The organism is Hyphomicrobium sp. (assembly GCF_041674905.1).
Lineage (GTDB): Bacteria > Pseudomonadota > Alphaproteobacteria > Rhizobiales > Hyphomicrobiaceae > Hyphomicrobium_B.
In genome coordinates this window covers 49746-64496 of the sequence record NZ_JBAYUV010000002.1, presented here as the reverse complement: position 1 = coordinate 64496, position 14751 = coordinate 49746, and the positions used below count along the sequence as shown (strand labels likewise).

The following is a 14751-nucleotide window of genomic DNA, read 5'->3' as shown; positions in this document are numbered from 1 at the left end:
TAAGCTCATCGTTTTTCTTGCTAGTTTCCGGAGTCTTCAGGAATGGAAATGCCGCTTCATCCGAGTGCCATCGATATCGCGCTTCGGCTTTTTCTAACGGTTGTCGCGGGCGCTTTGATCGGCATTAACCGGGAAGCGGGTGGGCATAGCGCGGGGTTCCGGACCACCGTGCTTGCGGCGCTGGCGGCGTCGCTCGCGATGATCCTCGCCAACGCGATGCTCGAAGTCGGCGGTAAGACGCCGGTGTCATTCGCCACCATGGATCCGATGCGTCTGCCGCTCGGAATCCTGACTGGGATGGGGTTTATCGGCGGCGGCGCCATCCTGAAACACGGCAATACGATTTCGGGCGTCACGACAGCCGCGACGCTGTGGGCTGTGACCGTCGTCGGGTTGTGCTTCGGCAGCGGCAATCTCGTCCTCGGTTGCGTCGGGACGGGCCTCATTCTCCTGACGCTCATCGGGTTCAAATGGGTGGATGTGCGGGTTGCGCGCAAGCGCCGGGCGCATGTCGTCATCGCGGGCACGCGCGATGCCCCAACGCTCTCGCAGTTTTACGATACGTTGCGGACGGCCGGATACCGCGCGAATTTCCTGGGCGAATCGGATGCCGGTAACAACCGCAGGCGTCTGACGTTCGAAGTGCTATGGGAGCAGACGGAAATTGACGGGAAACCGCCTGCGCTGCTCGATGTCCTGGCGAAAACGTATGATCTCCAGTCGTTCGAAATGGTGGCTGAGGGGTTGCGTTGAGACAGCTTGAGGACGCGTACGCATTCGCCGGGATTGCTGACATGAGTGATCGTGAACTGACATGACGTCGTGGTCACTAACAACCGCGCTGGCGCGAAGAAACGTGCACTACGGCTGGATCGTCGCCGCAGTTACGTTCCTGACGATGCTGGTCACGGCCGGAACGGTCGGTGCGCCCGGCGTGTTCATCGTGCCGCTCGAACGGGAGTTCGGCTGGACGACCTCGGAGATCTCCTCGGCGCTTGCCCTGCGCTTTCTGCTTTACGGGCTGATGGGGCCGTTCGCGGCCGCTCTGATGAATCGCTTTGGCGTTCGCCGCATCGTGCTGTTGGCGCTCGGTATCATTATAACGACGCTCGTTGCGTCGTTGGCGATGACGAATGTCTGGCAGCTCGTGCTGTTCTGGGGTGTCGGGCTCGGCATCGGCACGGGACTGACCGCGATGGTGCTCGGCGCCACGGTCGCGACGCAATGGTTCTCCGAACGGCGCGGGCTCGCGATGGGACTGCTGTCGGCGAGCACGGCGACGGGCCAGCTCGTGTTTCTGCCCCTGCTTGCGAAGCTGACGGAAGCCTATGGCTGGCGTACGGCGCTTTGTTTCGTCTGTGCGATGCTGGTTCTAGCGACGCTGCTCGTGCTGCTGCTGATGCGCAATCGGCCGTCCGACATTGGCCTAGCGCCCTATGGCGCCACGGAAATCGTGCCTGAATTCCAGCATAGCGGCGGCATGGGAACGCTTCTAGCGTCGCCGCTTCTCGTGCTCAAGGACGCTATGCGAAGCGCAGTCTTTTGGGTGCTGTTCGGCACGTTTTTCATTTGCGGGCTCAGCACAAGCGGTTTGATCCAGACGCATTTCATCGCGCTCTGCGGTGATTACGGCCTAGCGCCGGTCCAAGCCGCGAGCGTGCTTGCGATGATGGGCATATTCGACTTCTTTGGTACGATCGGATCGGGCTGGCTGTCCGACCGCTTCGACAATCGCTGGCTGCTATTCTGGTATTATGGCTTACGCGGGCTGTCGCTGATCTATCTGCCGTTCACCGATTTCACCTTTTACGGCTTGTCATTGTTTGCGATGTTCTATGGCCTCGATTGGATTGCAACCGTGCCGCCGACGGTGAAGCTCACGTCGCGTTATTTCGGGACTGAGCGCACGAACGTCGTGTTCGGATGGATCTTTGCAGGCCACCAGCTCGGCGCTGCGGCTGCTGCGTATGGCGCGGGCCTGACACGCACGGAATTGTCAACGTATCTGCCGGCATTCTACGTAGCGGGCGCAGCATGCCTCGTCGCGGCGTTGCTCGTACTGTCGCTCGGCAGACCCGGAACGGCTCCGGTGTCTGCTGCGGCGTCATTCAAACCCGATCCCGTGTGAGGCAGAGACGGCCGCTCAGCCGATGTCGGTATGGCGAAGGCGCAACGCATTCGTGATGACGCTGACCGATGACAGCGACATCGCCACCGCCGCGATGATCGGTGATAACAGAAGCCCGAACGCCGGATAGAGAACACCGGCCGCAATCGGCACGCCGGCGGCGTTATAGATGAACGCGAAAAACAGGTTCTGCCTGATGTTCGCCATCGTCGCTTCCGACAGGCGCCGCGCGCGCGCGATGCCTTCGAGATCGCCTTTCAAAAGCGTGATGCCCGCGCTTTCGATCGCAACATCGGTTCCGGTTCCCATTGCAATGCCGACATCGGCGGCTGCCAGCGCGGGCGCATCGTTGACGCCGTCGCCCGCCATGGCAACGGCATGTCCATTGCGCCGGAGCTCCTGGACGATCTTCGCTTTGTCTTCCGGCAGCACGTCGGCCTTGACGTCCGATATGCCGAGCTTGGCGGCAACGCTGTTCGCCGTCGTGACGTTGTCGCCGGTCAGCATAATGATGTGGACGCCGCTGTCGGCGAGCTTGCGAAGCGCAGATGCGGTCGTCGCCTTGATCGGATCGGCGACGGCGATGACGCCCGCAGTTTTGCCGTCGAGAGCGACGTAAACCGCCGTTGCGCCGTCGCTTCGCAAACGCTCGACTTCGGCATCGAACGCAGCCGTATCTATTCCGGCTTCGGCCATGATGCGGCGGTTGCCGACGACGACGCGACGTCCCTCGATGACGCCAGTCACTCCTTTGCCGGATGGAGCGTCGAAGTCCGAGACGGCAGCCAGCGCTATGTTTTGCTCTTTGGCCGCCGCGACGATGGCGGCGCCGAGCGGATGCTCGCTCGCGTGTTCGAGGCTTGCCGTGAACTTCAGGAGATCGGTTTCGCTGATGGATGATGCCGCGCGCACGGCGGTCACCTTCGGCTTGCCTTCGGTCAGCGTTCCGGTCTTGTCGATGACGAGCGTGTCGATCTTTTCCATGCGCTCGAGAGCTTCCGCGCTTTTAACCAGTACGCCGGATTGCGCGCCACGTCCGACGCCGACCATGATCGACATCGGCGTCGCGAGGCCGAGCGCGCAGGGACACGCGATGATCAGCACGGATACGGCTGCAATCAGAGCATATGAAAAGCGCGGCTCCGGTCCAAAGGTTGCCCAGGCGATGAACGCCAGGGCAGCCGCTGCAATGACGAGCGGCACGAACCAGCTTGCGACCTGATCGGCGAGGCGCTGGATCGGAGCACGGCTGCGCTGCGCCTCGGCGACCATTTGCACGATGCGCGCCAGCATCGTGTCGCGGCCGACGCCGGTCGCGCGCATGACCAGCGTGCCGCTGCCGTTGATCGTTCCGCCGATGAGCTTGGCGCCGGTTGCTTTGCCGACGGGATTGGATTCGCCCGTTACCATGGATTCATCGACAAAACTCTTGCCGTCGATCACCTCGCCATCGACGGGGATGCGCTCGCCGGGGCGCACGCGCAGAGGGTCGCCGACGGAAACGGCGTCGATTTCGATTTCCTGTTCGCTGTCGCCCGCAGTCAAGCGCCGCGCGGTTTTCGGAGACAGATTGAGCAGCGCGCGAATGGCGCCGCCGGTCTGCTCGCGCGCCCGGAGTTCGAGAACCTGGCCGACGAGGACAAGGACCGTGATGACGGCGGCGGCTTCGAAATAGACGGGAACCGCGCCGTCATGGCCGCGCAGCGCCGGTGGAAAGACACCCGGAAGAAAGGTTGCGACAACACTGTAGGTCCATGCGACGCCGGTGCCGATGGCGATGAGCGTGAACATGTTGAGGTTGCGCGTTTGAATCGATTTCCAGCCGCGTTCGAAGAACGGCCAGCCCGCCCACAGAACGACCGGGGTCGCGAGAGCAAACTGCAGCCAGTTGGAGGCGGTCGGATTGATGAGATGATGCAGCCCGAACAGATGACTGCCCATCTCGAGAATGAAGACAGGTGTTGCGAGCGCGAGGCCGATCCAGAGACGGCGCGTCATGTCGGCGAGTTCGGGATTGGGGCCAGCGTCCGCCGTGACGATGTCCGGCTCGAGCGCCATGCCGCAGATCGGGCAGGGGCCGGGGCCGACTTGCCGGATTTCGGGATGCATCGGGCAGGTGTAGATCGTGCCTTCCGGCACGGGTTCGGCCGCGGCTTCAGCGGGGCTGAGATATTTATCAGGATCGGCGAGAAATTTCGTGCGGCAGCCGGCGGCGCAGAAATAATACGTGCGTCCGGCATGGTCGGCGCGATGCTTGGTAGTGTGCGGATCGACGTTCATTCCGCACACGGGGTCTTTTTCCAAATGCTCGGGCTTAACATCTGCCTTTGCCGGCGCGGGCTCATGACAACAACCGCAGCAGCTTTTGCCCTGCTCCGCGTGTCCCGGCTGTCCGTCCGATCCGTTGTGGTCCGCTGCCATTGCAAGTTCCGTATGCTCGATACCCTATAGGGGTATACCTATCGTTTGACACGTATACCCCTATAGGGTATGAGTCAAGCCATGCACAAGTCGATGAAATCCTCGTGTCTGAAACGCCTGAACCGTATCGAGGGACAGGTGCGTGGCCTCGCCAAGATGGTCGAGGACGATCGCTATTGCATTGATGTCGTCACGCAGATTTCCGCCGTGCGCGCGGCGCTACGCCGCGTCGAGGAGGAAGTGCTGCGCGATCATGTCGCCCACTGCGTCGAGCATGCGATCGCGAGCGGAAACGCTGCGGAGCAGCGGCGCAAGGTTGCGGAGTTGATGGACGTGCTGGCGCGATCGTCGCGGTAACCGCCGATAGTCCGCGCCTTCAATTTGTAATGTCGCAGGCTGCGCCATGCCATCGATTCGCCACGCGAAAGTCGCGTTCGGGCGCGACATACACCCCACGGAACGATAGGCTCGCAGGCTTGTTGTGGGCACTGTCGGAATGACCATCGCGGGGTGCCATGAAAACGCTCATCTCAACCGTTGCTGCACTGTTGCTGTCGATGACGTGGTCAACACTCGCTTCTGCACAACAGCAGGACCCGTGGGACGGCGGGCGCGCGCAGGTCTACGGCGATCAAGACGATGATCGCGACGTTCGCAACTACGATGACAATCGCTACGGCGGGCCTCGCGTCTATCGGCGCTTCGACGAGAATGACGACCGTCGCTACGATCCGCGTTACAACGGCGGGCGCGACTTCAGCGACCGGCGCGACGATCGTTACGATGACCGGCGCTATTTCGACGATCGCCGCTCCAATGATCGCGATGGCTATGGCGCCTGGGATGCCGCGCCGCAGCCGGACGAAGAGCAGCAGCTCAGCAAAGCGCCGGGCACGAACGGCGGTAACCGACCTTATATTCAAGCGGTTGCGCCGCCTGTCGTGGCGTTCAGCGGTCCCTATGCTCAGGGCTCGATCGTCATCGATACGGGCAAGCGCAAACTTTACTATGTGCTGAGTTCAACGTCGGCTTATGTGTATTCCATCGGTGTCGGACGCCAGGGCTTCGGCTGGTCGGGCAAGGAAAAGGTGTCGCGCATCGCGGATTGGCCCGATTGGTATCCGCCGGCCGACATGCGCCGGCGCAAACCGGAATTGCCGACGCGTATGCTCGGCGGAATTCGCAATCCGCTCGGTGCAAAGGCGATCTATCTCGGCAACACGCTCTATCGCATTCATGGCACGAACGAGCCGAAGTCGATCGGACGGGCGGAGTCCTCAGGCTGCTTCCGCATGTTGAACGAGAACGTGCTGCATCTGGCGTCGCTCGTGCGCGTCGGAACAGAAGTGACCGTGGTCCGTTCGCTCGACGGCCGGGTCGCATCGGCGGCGAGTTCGAAGCCAGCGAACGTGAAGTCCGCCGCGAGCAGGCAGCGTGCGCAGCGTTACGAGCGCCGAGGCTACGATGGCCGGGGTGACGATAATGACGATCCCTATCTCTACGAGCCCTGGCGTTGAAATGGCTTAGGGCCGTTGCGTCTCACCTCTGTCGGCGGTCAACTCAGACGGTGAAGCTGGGACGGCAATTTCGGCGACGGCAATCTCGCCGTCAGCAATGTAATGATTGACGCGTGCGAGCTTGTCGCCGGGTTGGAATAGTGTCGCGTGGCGGATCACACAGCAGCGTGTCAGTTCGTCGATGATGAAATCCCGCTCAGCGTTGGTATCCGAATCCGTCGCATGCGTGATTTGGAATGTAAGTCGGGTCAGCGAAAAGCCGGTGTCGCGCGTTCCGGCCCCGACCCAAAGGGCGCGTCGGTCATGCGTCATGAGGGTCAAGCCGTTCTGAGCTTCGTCGTTCTGTGCCCAGAAGCGAACGTGATGGCGCTTGCGCGGGCTGTCGCCGATCGCTTTCTGAAAGCCGACATCCTGACCCCGGCCAAAGAGGTATAGAGTGCTGAATGGTGCAGCGGGGTAGGGCTGGTTCAGAACGAAGGCCCGCGCCATGTGCCACGAACTGGCGAGATTCAATGGAGCGGCTTCAATCCATCCGGCCTTCGCAAAGGCGCCGCGCAATTGATCGAATGTGCCGACGAGCGCAAGATTGACGGGATCGCCGGGAAGTCCATCTCCGGTGACGGTGAAGCGTGGCACGTGATTGCGCTGGAGGACCTTCAGTCCGGTACAGACGGCGCGCGGCAGGATGATGTAGGCTGCCAGGGCGTAAGTCAGACATAGCGCAAGTATCGTCGGCGCCCGGCGGTCGACGAACTTGAAGACGTCGACGATCAGCCAAATGCAGACAATGCCGAGCGCGAGGATCGTCAAGCGCTGGATGAGGCGAATGATTGCTCGCACGATTTGCCTTATGCGCCGGTTGCAACACGATCGATTTTATTACTCCAGCCGATGTTAGCATGCACGGCCAAGCCGACAACTGGCGCATTCAACGTTATCATAACGGTGGCATTAAAGAGCGAAGGCGCGCGTAAGCGCTCAGTCGCTTGAGCAAAAAAAAAGCCGCCCGAGAGAAAGGGCGGCGTGCACAAACGCGTGGTAAAGATGATTTACGGATTTGGCGGCGGGTCTTTCGGAACATTGACGTCGACGCCTGGCGCCTGCACGTGCGTTCCGCTGCTGTCCTTCTCGATATGCGCGAATGGTGCGTCGACGGTTGTTTCGCCCGTCGCCTTGTTCGTTTCGACGCGGACTGCCGGGCTATCGACGAGGACTTCCGTCTGCGAGCGCTGATAGGCGTAAACGCCGCCAACGAGCAGGGCGAAAAGCACAACGACCAATGCGATGCTGCCAAGCCTTGCGCTATCCATTTTGAAACCTCGCTTGCTGTCAATTCCGGCCAGCAGAACGCCTCAGCGAAGCAAAATGTTCCAGATCCCGGATTTTGCGTGGCTTTACAGGAATCAGCGCGACTTGATGTTGATGCCGATCTCGACCGAGATCGTGCCGTTCACGCCGCTTTTCAGAATGTAGCGTTTACCGTTCTCGGCCTTGAAGCGTGCGATTTCGCTGCCGGTCGACAGAAATCCGGCAGGCGTCGTGAAGGTGATTTCGCCCATGCCGCAGGAGCTTTGGGTGATGGTCATGCGCGGTTTGAGGTCGCGCGTCTTGCCGAGAAACCCATAGGCGACAACCGCCGCCGAGGCATTGACGACCTCGAACTTAACGCCTTCGCTCGCAGGACGCCCGAACATCTCGACGGAGATGAATTTCGGCACGGGGTCGGAGGACTTCGCGACGCCAACGCCGATCTCGGTCGCCGATGGCATCAGGATATTGGCGCGATGGGGAGCGGAATTCATCCAGCCGGCGACGGCCTGCATCGCGAGCTGGCCGGTATCGAATCCTTGGCTGTTACGGTCCATGGCGATGTTTTCGGCAACCGCGCACGGTTTGTAGCCGGCGCTTTCCGCGCGTTTGCCGGGGTTGCCGCCGTCGGCGGTGTGGGAAAACTGTCCACTGCGCGCAAGCCGCTCGGCATAGGCGCGTGCAGCTTTGGCGAGTATCGCATTGACGCGCAGGGCGTGAAGGTTCTGCTCGCGCCGAACCTGGTTGGTCATTTCGACGATCTGCAGTTCAACCTTGGGTAAATCCGGCACCAGCGCCGCCATCCGCATCGGTCCTGTTTCGTGGGAAATCAATCTGTTGGCGAATGATGCACCAGCCATGGCATCGGCGCATTATTCACAGGGCTTGCGCCCAAATAGCACGGTTTTCATAAAGCGGCAGCGCGAGGCCCATGGCGGGCTTGAGAGCCTCGGGGCCGCGCTGTAGGGATGCCCCATGACGACAAAACCGATTCTTCCTGGCGAAGGCCCGATCGAGCCCGTCGAGTTCCGCACCGCTCTCGAGGAGCGGTATCTGGCGTATGCGCTGTCGACCATCATGAACCGGGCGCTGCCCGACGTGCGCGACGGCCTGAAGCCGGTGCATAGGCGCATTCTCTACGCGATGCGTGAGCTGAGGCTCAATCCGGAAGGCGGGTTCATCAAGTGCGCGAAGATCGTCGGCGAGGTGATGGGCGATTATCACCCGCACGGCAACCAGGCGATCTACGATGCGCTGGCGCGTCTGGCGCAGGATTTCGCCGTCCGTTATCCGCTGGTCGACGGCCAGGGCAACTTCGGCAACATCGACGGCGATAATCCGGCCGCAGAACGCTACACCGAAGCGCGCATGACGGAAACGGCGGCGCTGATCCTTGAAGGCATCGACGAGGATACGGTCGAGTTCCGTCCGAACTACGACGGCCGCGTCGAAGAGCCGGTGGTTCTGCCATCGGCGTTTCCGAACCTGCTGGCGAACGGCGCCTCGGGCATCGCGGTCGGCATGGCGACGAACATTCCGCCGCACAACGTCGATGAGCTGTGCGCCGCGCTTCTGCATCTGATCAAGCATCCCAACGCGACGATCGAAAAGCTCGTCGAAATGGTGCCGGGGCCGGACTTTCCGACGGGCGGCGTGATCGTCGAGCCGCGCGATTCCATGCTCGAAGCCTATAAGACGGGGCGCGGCGGATTTCGCGTCAGAGCACGCTGGAGCAAGGAAGAGACCGGGCGTGGCGGCTACCAGATCGTCGTGACCGAAATTCCTTACGGCGTGCAGAAAGCCAAGCTCGTCGAAAAAATCGCCGAGTTGATGAGCGACAAGAAGCTGCCGTTCCTGGGCGATGTTCGCGACGAGAGCGCGGAAGAAATCCGTCTCGTGCTGGAGCCGAAAACCCGCACCGTCGATCCCGTGCTTCTGATGGAAAGCATGTTCCGCGCGTCGGAACTCGAAGTTCGTGTCAGTCTCAATATGAACGTGCTCTCGGCGGGGCAGGTGCCGAACGTGCTCGATCTCCGGGACGTGCTCTGGCAATGGCTCGAGCACCGGATCGACGTTCTCGTTCGCCGTTCGACGCATCGCCTGAAGAAGATCGAGCATCGTCTCGAGGTTCTCGACGGATATCTGATCGCTTACCTCAATATCGATGAGGTGATCCGGATCGTCCGCCGCGAGGACGATCCGAAGGCGAAGCTGATCGCGAAGTTCAATCTCAGCGATGTGCAGGCCGAAGCGATCCTCAATCTGCGGCTGCGATCGCTGTCGCGGCTGGAAGAGGTCGAGATCCGTGCCGAGCACGATAAACTTTCGAAAGAGCGCCGCGAGCTGAAGCAGCTCCTGAAATCTGAAGAGCTGCAGTGGGAGCACGTCTCGAACGAGGTCAAGACGACGCGCGAGACGTACTCGAAGAAGACAGCACTTGGCCGTCGCCGCTCGACGTTTGCCGATGCGCCAGAGGTCGAGGTCGATCTTGCGACGGCCTTGGTCGAGAAAGAGCCGGTCACGGTCATTGTCTCGGAAAAGGGATGGGTCCGGACCCTCAAGGGGCATCAGGACGATCTGTCGAAGATCGACTTCAAGCAGGGCGACGGCTTGAAGCGCGCCATCAAGGCGTCAACGACCGATAAGCTCGTGCTGCTGGCGACCAACGGTAAATTCTTCACGTTGGAAACGAACGCCCTGCCGGGCGGCCGAGGCCACGGCGAGCCCGTACGCCTGATGATCGATCTCGAAGAGAACCATGACATCGTCGAGGTGTTCGTGCACGATCCGTCGCGCAAGCTGCTTGTCGCTTCGACGGCCGGCTATGGCTTCATCGTGCCGGAAGAGGAAGTCATCGCATCGACGCGCAAAGGCAAGCAGATACTGAATGTGTCGGAGCCGGACGAGGCGCGCGTCTGCGTCCCGGCGGAAGGCGACTACGTTGCGACGCTCGGCGACAACCGCAAGCTCCTTGTCTTCAAGATCGATGAGGTTAACGAGATGACGCGCGGCAAGGGCGTGATCCTGCAACGCTTCAAGGACGGCAGCCTCTCCGACGTTCGCGTCTTCAAGAAGTCGAATGGCCTGACGTGGGTCGACAGCGCGGCCCGCGAATTCACTCTCGCGTGGGGTGAAATGCGCGAATGGGTCGGAGAGCGGGCGCAAGCCGGCCGGGTCGTTCCACGCGGCTTCCCCCGCTCGAATTCCTTCGGGCCGCGATTTTGATTGAAGATATTGACCGGCCGCGCTTGTCGCGGCCGCCTGCCACGGCTACGACCTTCTCCCATGGGTGGGACGCTTCAAAAAACGGCTTGGGTCGTGGCGGCGGCGCTGATTGTGATCGGCATCGGTGGTGCCGGTCTCCGGGCTGAAGGCGCCTCGCCAACAGGCCAGACCGAGGCAACATGCCAGAAAGAAGATTTTGAAGCGGTTGTCGAGGCGACGGCGTCGAGCCTGCGCGATCTCAACAGCAATAACCGGCCCGAGTTCCAGGAAAAGCTGCGCGAGCTGAAGTTGAAGCGCAGCTGGACCCAGAACGAGTTCATGGAAAAAGCTGCGCCGTTCGTGCGCGACGACAAGACGGCGGTCTACGACAAATCGACGGATGAGCTGCTGTCGGCGATCTCGTCGATGGGGCGTGAGGGCGCGAACGCGGAAACACCCGATTGCGCGATGTTGCTCGAACTCAGAGCCCGGATGAAAATGCTCGTCGATACGCAGACGGCGAAGTGGGAGTACATGTTCGACAAGCTGAATACGGAGCTGGCGAAGTAGACTTGTGCGAGATCATCAGCGGCGCGCGTCGGCTTAGAAATCCGAGCTATCGTCGGCGACACGCTCCCAGCGGTCGGGTCCGAGGCGCTCCTGGGGCTGGAAGCGCGTCTTATACGCCATCTTCTTCGAGCCCTCAATCCAATATCCGAGATAGACGTGCGGCAAGCCGATGCGCCGCGCGAAGGCGATGTGCTCGAGGATCATGTAGGTGCCGAGACCGGAGCCAACGGCATCGGGATCATAAAAGCTGTAGACCATCGAGATGCCGTCGCTCAGCCGGTCACAGAGCGCCACGGCCTTGAGCGGCCAGGCGTCGAACTCGGCGTCGGGTGCGCCCTCGGGCCTCTGGCGATATTCGGTCAGGAAGGTATCGATGACCGTGTCCTCGACCATCATGCGATAGTCGAGCATGGTCATGTCGGCCATGCCGCCGTCGCTATGGCGCGCATCGATGTAGGCACGGAAGAGCTTGAACTGCTCCTGCGTCGGGATCGACGCCGTCCGGCGCGCCGCAAGCCGGGAATTTCGCGACCAGCTCCGGCGCATCGATCGATCGGTCTTGAAATCATCGACCACGACACGCACCGATACGCAGGCTTGGCAGCCCTCGCAGTAGGGAACGTAGGCAATGTTCTGGCTGCGGCGAAATCCGGTGGTCAGCAGACGGTCGATGAGCTCGGGCGGCTTGTCGTGCGTCAGATGGGTGAACAGCTTGCGTTCAAGCCGGCCGGGTAAATACGGACAGGGCTGCGGAGCGGTGACGTAGAACTCTGGAAATTTCTTTTGCTGCTCCGTCATTCCGACGCGTCCCTCGGGGCACAATCCTTCCCCGATGATAAAGGGAGGCCCTGGTCAGGATCAAGGCACCGGCCGTGATCAGCCGATACGATCAGTGAATAGGAGGCAAAATAACACTGCCGCGCAAGCGCATTGCGGTGCAAAATGCGATGCAAACAAGTGGACGCCAAATATTTCTACTACAACAGGAAGGTCTTTGCAGGCCAGCGCGTGCCTGTCAGATATCGTGCATACAGGCGAGCTTGCCTCAAACCCCGAGCGGGGAGGCCTGCGTTGCATTCGCGGGCGGCTTGGAGCTGGTCGACTCGGCGTTGGCTACGATCGCGTAGAGGGCGCACGCCGAGATGATGCCGGCAACGACGATCGCGGCCCAAAGAGCCGATCTTCGTAAAAACCATCCGACCGTTGGAGCCCCGGACTTCGTTTTACTGTCCCACGCCGCACTTTGAGCCGAAGAGGCTCCGTAAGTCGTCATCTGCCGCCCTTATGTCTGTCTCGGGACTCGCGCCCACTTCTCGCTCTTAACCCTACCCCTGCACAAGCAGGCTCTCGCTCGAACGCGAACAAAACCGAATCGTTTGTTGTATTTCGACGACTGATTTTGCGCGAACGCACATTGCGCGAGGCTGTACTGTGCCCAATGGGATACTTTTACGGCGATTTTTCGGGCCTAATGGGCCACACTCGTGTTCGCAAAAAGATATGAACGTCATTTAGTGTTCGGCTGCGACAGGGGCGTTCTTGTGCAGAGCAAAATATCTCACATACTCGGGAAATAATCTCGACGATAACAAACAGGCATCGAGGAACCGCTCAAGGCAAGCCGGATCACTCCCACGAGTGATCGTCAGACTAGACCTGGAGGTTTCATGATCGAACTCGTCGTCGCTGTCTGCATGATCGACCAGCCGTCCCGCTGCAGGGACGTTACGCTCAATTTCGAGGGCGAAAGGGTCACGGCGCAACAGTGCGCCATGAACGGCCAAATCGAAATAGCGAAATGGATTGGCGAGCATCCGAACTGGGTCATCCAGAAATGGCGCTGCGGCATCGCGGGGCAGTTCGCCAAGCTTTGACAAGCTTTTGCAGTTTGGCTGGTTGACAGGCCGGCCAACCCTGCGCTCCCTGGCGGCGCGAAATCGCCGTTCAGGAGATACTCATGACCCAGTCGCCCACGCCCAAGTTCGCGACCCAAGCCGTGCACGCGGGCGCGAGCCCAGATCCCGTAACCGGGGCGCGTGTGACGCCGATCTATCAAACGACGTCCTTCGTTTTCAAGGATCCGGATCATGCGGCGGCGCTGTTCAATCTCGAAGCGTTCGGAAATATCTACACCCGCATCAACAATCCGACGCAGGCGGTTCTTGAAGCGCGGATCGCGGCTCTCGAAGGTGGAACAGCGGCGCTGGCTGTCGCGTCAGGGCATGCGGCGCAGTTCCTTGCGCTTCACACGCTGCTTGAACCGGGAGATGAATTCATCGCCGCGCGCCAGCTCTATGGCGGCTCGATCAATCAGTTCAACCATTCGTATAAGAAATTCGATTGGAATGTCGTCTGGGCGGACGCCACGGACGCATCGAGCTTCGAGCGCGCGATCACTCCGAAGACGCGCGCCATTTTCTGCGAAAGCATCGCCAATCCAGGCGGCATCATCAGCGATCTGCCGGGCATCGCCGCCGTCGCCAAGCGCGCGGGCATTCCTTTCATCGTCGATAATACGCTGGCGACACCCTATCTCTGCCGGCCGAAAGAGTTTGGCGCCGACATCGTCGTGCACAGCCTGACGAAGTTTATCGGCGGCCACGGCAACTCGGTTGGCGGCGTGATCGTCGATTGCGGCACGTTCGACTGGCTTAAAAGCCCGCACAGGTACAAATCGCTGGTCGATCCCAATCCGTCCTACAACGGCATGAAGCTGGCGGAGGCGTTTGGCCCGATGGCGTTTGCGATCGCGGCGCGCGTGCTCGGCCTGCGTGACCTCGGCCCCGCGATCTCGCCCTTCAACGCGTTTCTCATTTTGACCGGCGTCGAGACGCTGCCGCTCAGGATTCAACGTCAAGTCGACAACGCGCTCCTCGTCGCCGAGTGGCTGGAAAAGCATCCGGCGGTCGGTTGGGTGAACTATGCCGGGCTGCGCAATAATTCCAGCTTCGCTCGCCACCAAAAGATTTGTCCAAAAGGCGCCGGTTCCGTCTTCACGTTTGGCCTCAAGGGTGGTTATGAAGCGGGTGTGAGGCTGGTATCGGCCTTGAAGCTTTTCAGTTTCCTTGCCAACATCGGGGATACCCGCAGTCTCGTCATTCATCCCGCGTCGACCACGCACCGGCAGCTTCGCGACGATCAGCGCGAGGCCGCGGGCGCCGGCCCGGATGTTGTCCGCCTGTCACTCGGGATTGAAGATGTCGACGATATCATCGCCGATCTCGACCAGGCGCTTGCCGCGATTTAGAAACACCGCCAGGAAGGGGCCATGAACTACCAGCTTGTTTTGCAATTCCAGGGCGACGACGAGGACACCCTCGACAAGGTGATTGACCTCGAGGATCGCCTGATCGACGCTCTCGACGGTTCAACGACGGCCGAGGTCGACGGACATGAGCCGGGCGACGGCGTGATCAATCTCATTCTGCTCGCAAAGAACGCGACGAAGGTTTGGGAAAAGATCGAGCCGATCGTCGAGGGTGCGTCCGACGAACTCGACATCAATGCCGTCGCATTCCGCGCGCTCGACGGCGAGGACTTCACGGTTCTCTGGCCTGTCGATTACGAGGGCGAATTCGAGCTGGCTTCATAAAATGCGCTTTG

General features: G+C 60.9%; 14 protein-coding genes. 9 read left to right on the top strand and 5 right to left on the bottom strand.

The window, feature by feature from the left end:
* The first annotated feature begins 42 nt into the window (after positions 1-42).
* Positions 43-753, top strand: a complete 711-nt coding sequence (locus WC026_RS01200; RefSeq protein WP_372708975.1) for an MgtC/SapB family protein — start codon at positions 43-45, stop codon at positions 751-753.
* A 61-nt stretch (positions 754-814) separates the two neighbouring features.
* A complete protein-coding gene (locus WC026_RS01195) occupies positions 815-2128 on the top strand; it encodes an MFS transporter (protein ID WP_372708974.1) in 1314 nt (437 codons plus the stop codon).
* 15 nt (positions 2129-2143) lie between these two features.
* Here WC026_RS01195 and WC026_RS01190 read toward each other — a convergent pair whose 3' ends face one another.
* Positions 2144-4549 (bottom strand): heavy metal translocating P-type ATPase, encoded by a 2406-nt coding sequence (locus WC026_RS01190; RefSeq protein WP_372708972.1) that lies wholly within the window; start codon positions 4547-4549, stop codon positions 2144-2146.
* Positions 4550-4630: 81 nt separating this feature from the next.
* Between WC026_RS01190 and WC026_RS01185 the strand changes: the two genes are divergently transcribed.
* Positions 4631-4906: a metal-sensitive transcriptional regulator gene (locus WC026_RS01185; RefSeq protein ID WP_372708971.1), complete on the top strand. Its 276-nt coding sequence runs from the start codon at positions 4631-4633 to the stop codon at positions 4904-4906.
* A gap of 158 nt (positions 4907-5064) precedes the next feature.
* Positions 5065-6066 (top strand): L,D-transpeptidase, encoded by a 1002-nt coding sequence (locus WC026_RS01180; RefSeq protein WP_372708970.1) that lies wholly within the window; start codon positions 5065-5067, stop codon positions 6064-6066.
* Positions 6067-6072: 6 nt separating this feature from the next.
* Here WC026_RS01180 and WC026_RS01175 read toward each other — a convergent pair whose 3' ends face one another.
* The 3 genes from WC026_RS01175 to WC026_RS01165 all read right to left on the bottom strand — a co-directional run bounded on the left by WC026_RS01175 (position 6073) and on the right by WC026_RS01165 (position 8234).
* A complete protein-coding gene (locus WC026_RS01175; RefSeq protein WP_372708969.1) occupies positions 6073-6906 on the bottom strand; it encodes an LssY C-terminal domain-containing protein in 834 nt (277 codons plus the stop codon).
* A gap of 209 nt (positions 6907-7115) precedes the next feature.
* A complete protein-coding gene (locus WC026_RS01170) occupies positions 7116-7376 on the bottom strand; it encodes a hypothetical protein (protein WP_372708968.1) in 261 nt (86 codons plus the stop codon).
* A gap of 93 nt (positions 7377-7469) precedes the next feature.
* A complete protein-coding gene (locus WC026_RS01165) occupies positions 7470-8234 on the bottom strand; it encodes a CAP domain-containing protein (RefSeq protein WP_372708967.1) in 765 nt (254 codons plus the stop codon).
* Positions 8235-8349: 115 nt separating this feature from the next.
* On the opposite strand from WC026_RS01165, the gene parC reads away from it, so the two are divergent.
* Both parC and WC026_RS01155 read left to right on the top strand, forming a co-directional pair.
* Positions 8350-10599 carry a DNA topoisomerase IV subunit A gene (gene parC / locus WC026_RS01160; RefSeq protein WP_372708966.1) on the top strand — a complete coding sequence of 750 codons (2250 nt, stop codon included), beginning with the start codon at positions 8350-8352 and terminating at the stop codon, positions 10597-10599.
* 60 nt (positions 10600-10659) lie between these two features.
* The gene (locus WC026_RS01155; protein ID WP_372708965.1) at positions 10660-11148 is read left to right on the top strand and encodes a hypothetical protein; all 489 of its coding nucleotides are present in this window, start codon (positions 10660-10662) and stop codon (positions 11146-11148) included.
* Positions 11149-11181: 33 nt separating this feature from the next.
* On the opposite strand, the gene WC026_RS01150 is transcribed toward WC026_RS01155, so the two are convergent.
* Positions 11182-11946 carry an arginyltransferase gene (locus WC026_RS01150; protein WP_372708964.1) on the bottom strand — a complete coding sequence of 255 codons (765 nt, stop codon included), beginning with the start codon at positions 11944-11946 and terminating at the stop codon, positions 11182-11184.
* 869 nt (positions 11947-12815) lie between these two features.
* On the opposite strand from WC026_RS01150, the gene WC026_RS01145 reads away from it, so the two are divergent.
* From WC026_RS01145 to WC026_RS01135, 3 genes are all read left to right on the top strand, one after another.
* Positions 12816-13022: a hypothetical protein gene (locus tag WC026_RS01145; RefSeq protein ID WP_372708963.1), complete on the top strand. Its 207-nt coding sequence runs from the start codon at positions 12816-12818 to the stop codon at positions 13020-13022.
* An 83-nt stretch (positions 13023-13105) separates the two neighbouring features.
* Complete coding sequence (locus WC026_RS01140; RefSeq protein ID WP_372708962.1) at positions 13106-14395, top strand: O-acetylhomoserine aminocarboxypropyltransferase; 1290 nt, start codon at positions 13106-13108, stop codon at positions 14393-14395.
* 21 nt (positions 14396-14416) lie between these two features.
* On the top strand, positions 14417-14740 hold the full coding sequence (locus WC026_RS01135) for a hypothetical protein (protein WP_372708961.1): 324 nt from the start codon (positions 14417-14419) through the stop codon (positions 14738-14740).
* The last annotated feature ends 11 nt before the right edge of the window (positions 14741-14751 follow it).

Coding starts and splice junctions, on each gene's coding strand:
- WC026_RS01135 (WP_372708961.1), top strand. CDS start 14,417: ATGAACTACCAGCTTGTTTTGCAATTCCAGGGCGACGACGAGGACACC.
- WC026_RS01145 (WP_372708963.1), top strand. CDS start 12,816: ATGATCGAACTCGTCGTCGCTGTCTGCATGATCGACCAGCCGTCCCGC.
- WC026_RS01185 (WP_372708971.1), top strand. CDS start 4,631: ATGCACAAGTCGATGAAATCCTCGTGTCTGAAACGCCTGAACCGTATC.
- WC026_RS01165 (WP_372708967.1), bottom strand. CDS start 8,234: ATGGCTGGTGCATCATTCGCCAACAGATTGATTTCCCACGAAACAGGA.
- WC026_RS01155 (WP_372708965.1), top strand. CDS start 10,660: ATGGGTGGGACGCTTCAAAAAACGGCTTGGGTCGTGGCGGCGGCGCTG.
- WC026_RS01170 (WP_372708968.1), bottom strand. CDS start 7,376: ATGGATAGCGCAAGGCTTGGCAGCATCGCATTGGTCGTTGTGCTTTTC.
- WC026_RS01140 (WP_372708962.1), top strand. CDS start 13,106: ATGACCCAGTCGCCCACGCCCAAGTTCGCGACCCAAGCCGTGCACGCG.
- WC026_RS01190 (WP_372708972.1), bottom strand. CDS start 4,549: ATGGCAGCGGACCACAACGGATCGGACGGACAGCCGGGACACGCGGAG.
- WC026_RS01180 (WP_372708970.1), top strand. CDS start 5,065: ATGAAAACGCTCATCTCAACCGTTGCTGCACTGTTGCTGTCGATGACG.
- parC (WP_372708966.1), top strand. CDS start 8,350: ATGACGACAAAACCGATTCTTCCTGGCGAAGGCCCGATCGAGCCCGTC.
- WC026_RS01150 (WP_372708964.1), bottom strand. CDS start 11,946: ATGACGGAGCAGCAAAAGAAATTTCCAGAGTTCTACGTCACCGCTCCG.
- WC026_RS01200 (WP_372708975.1), top strand. CDS start 43: ATGGAAATGCCGCTTCATCCGAGTGCCATCGATATCGCGCTTCGGCTT.
- WC026_RS01195 (WP_372708974.1), top strand. CDS start 815: ATGACGTCGTGGTCACTAACAACCGCGCTGGCGCGAAGAAACGTGCAC.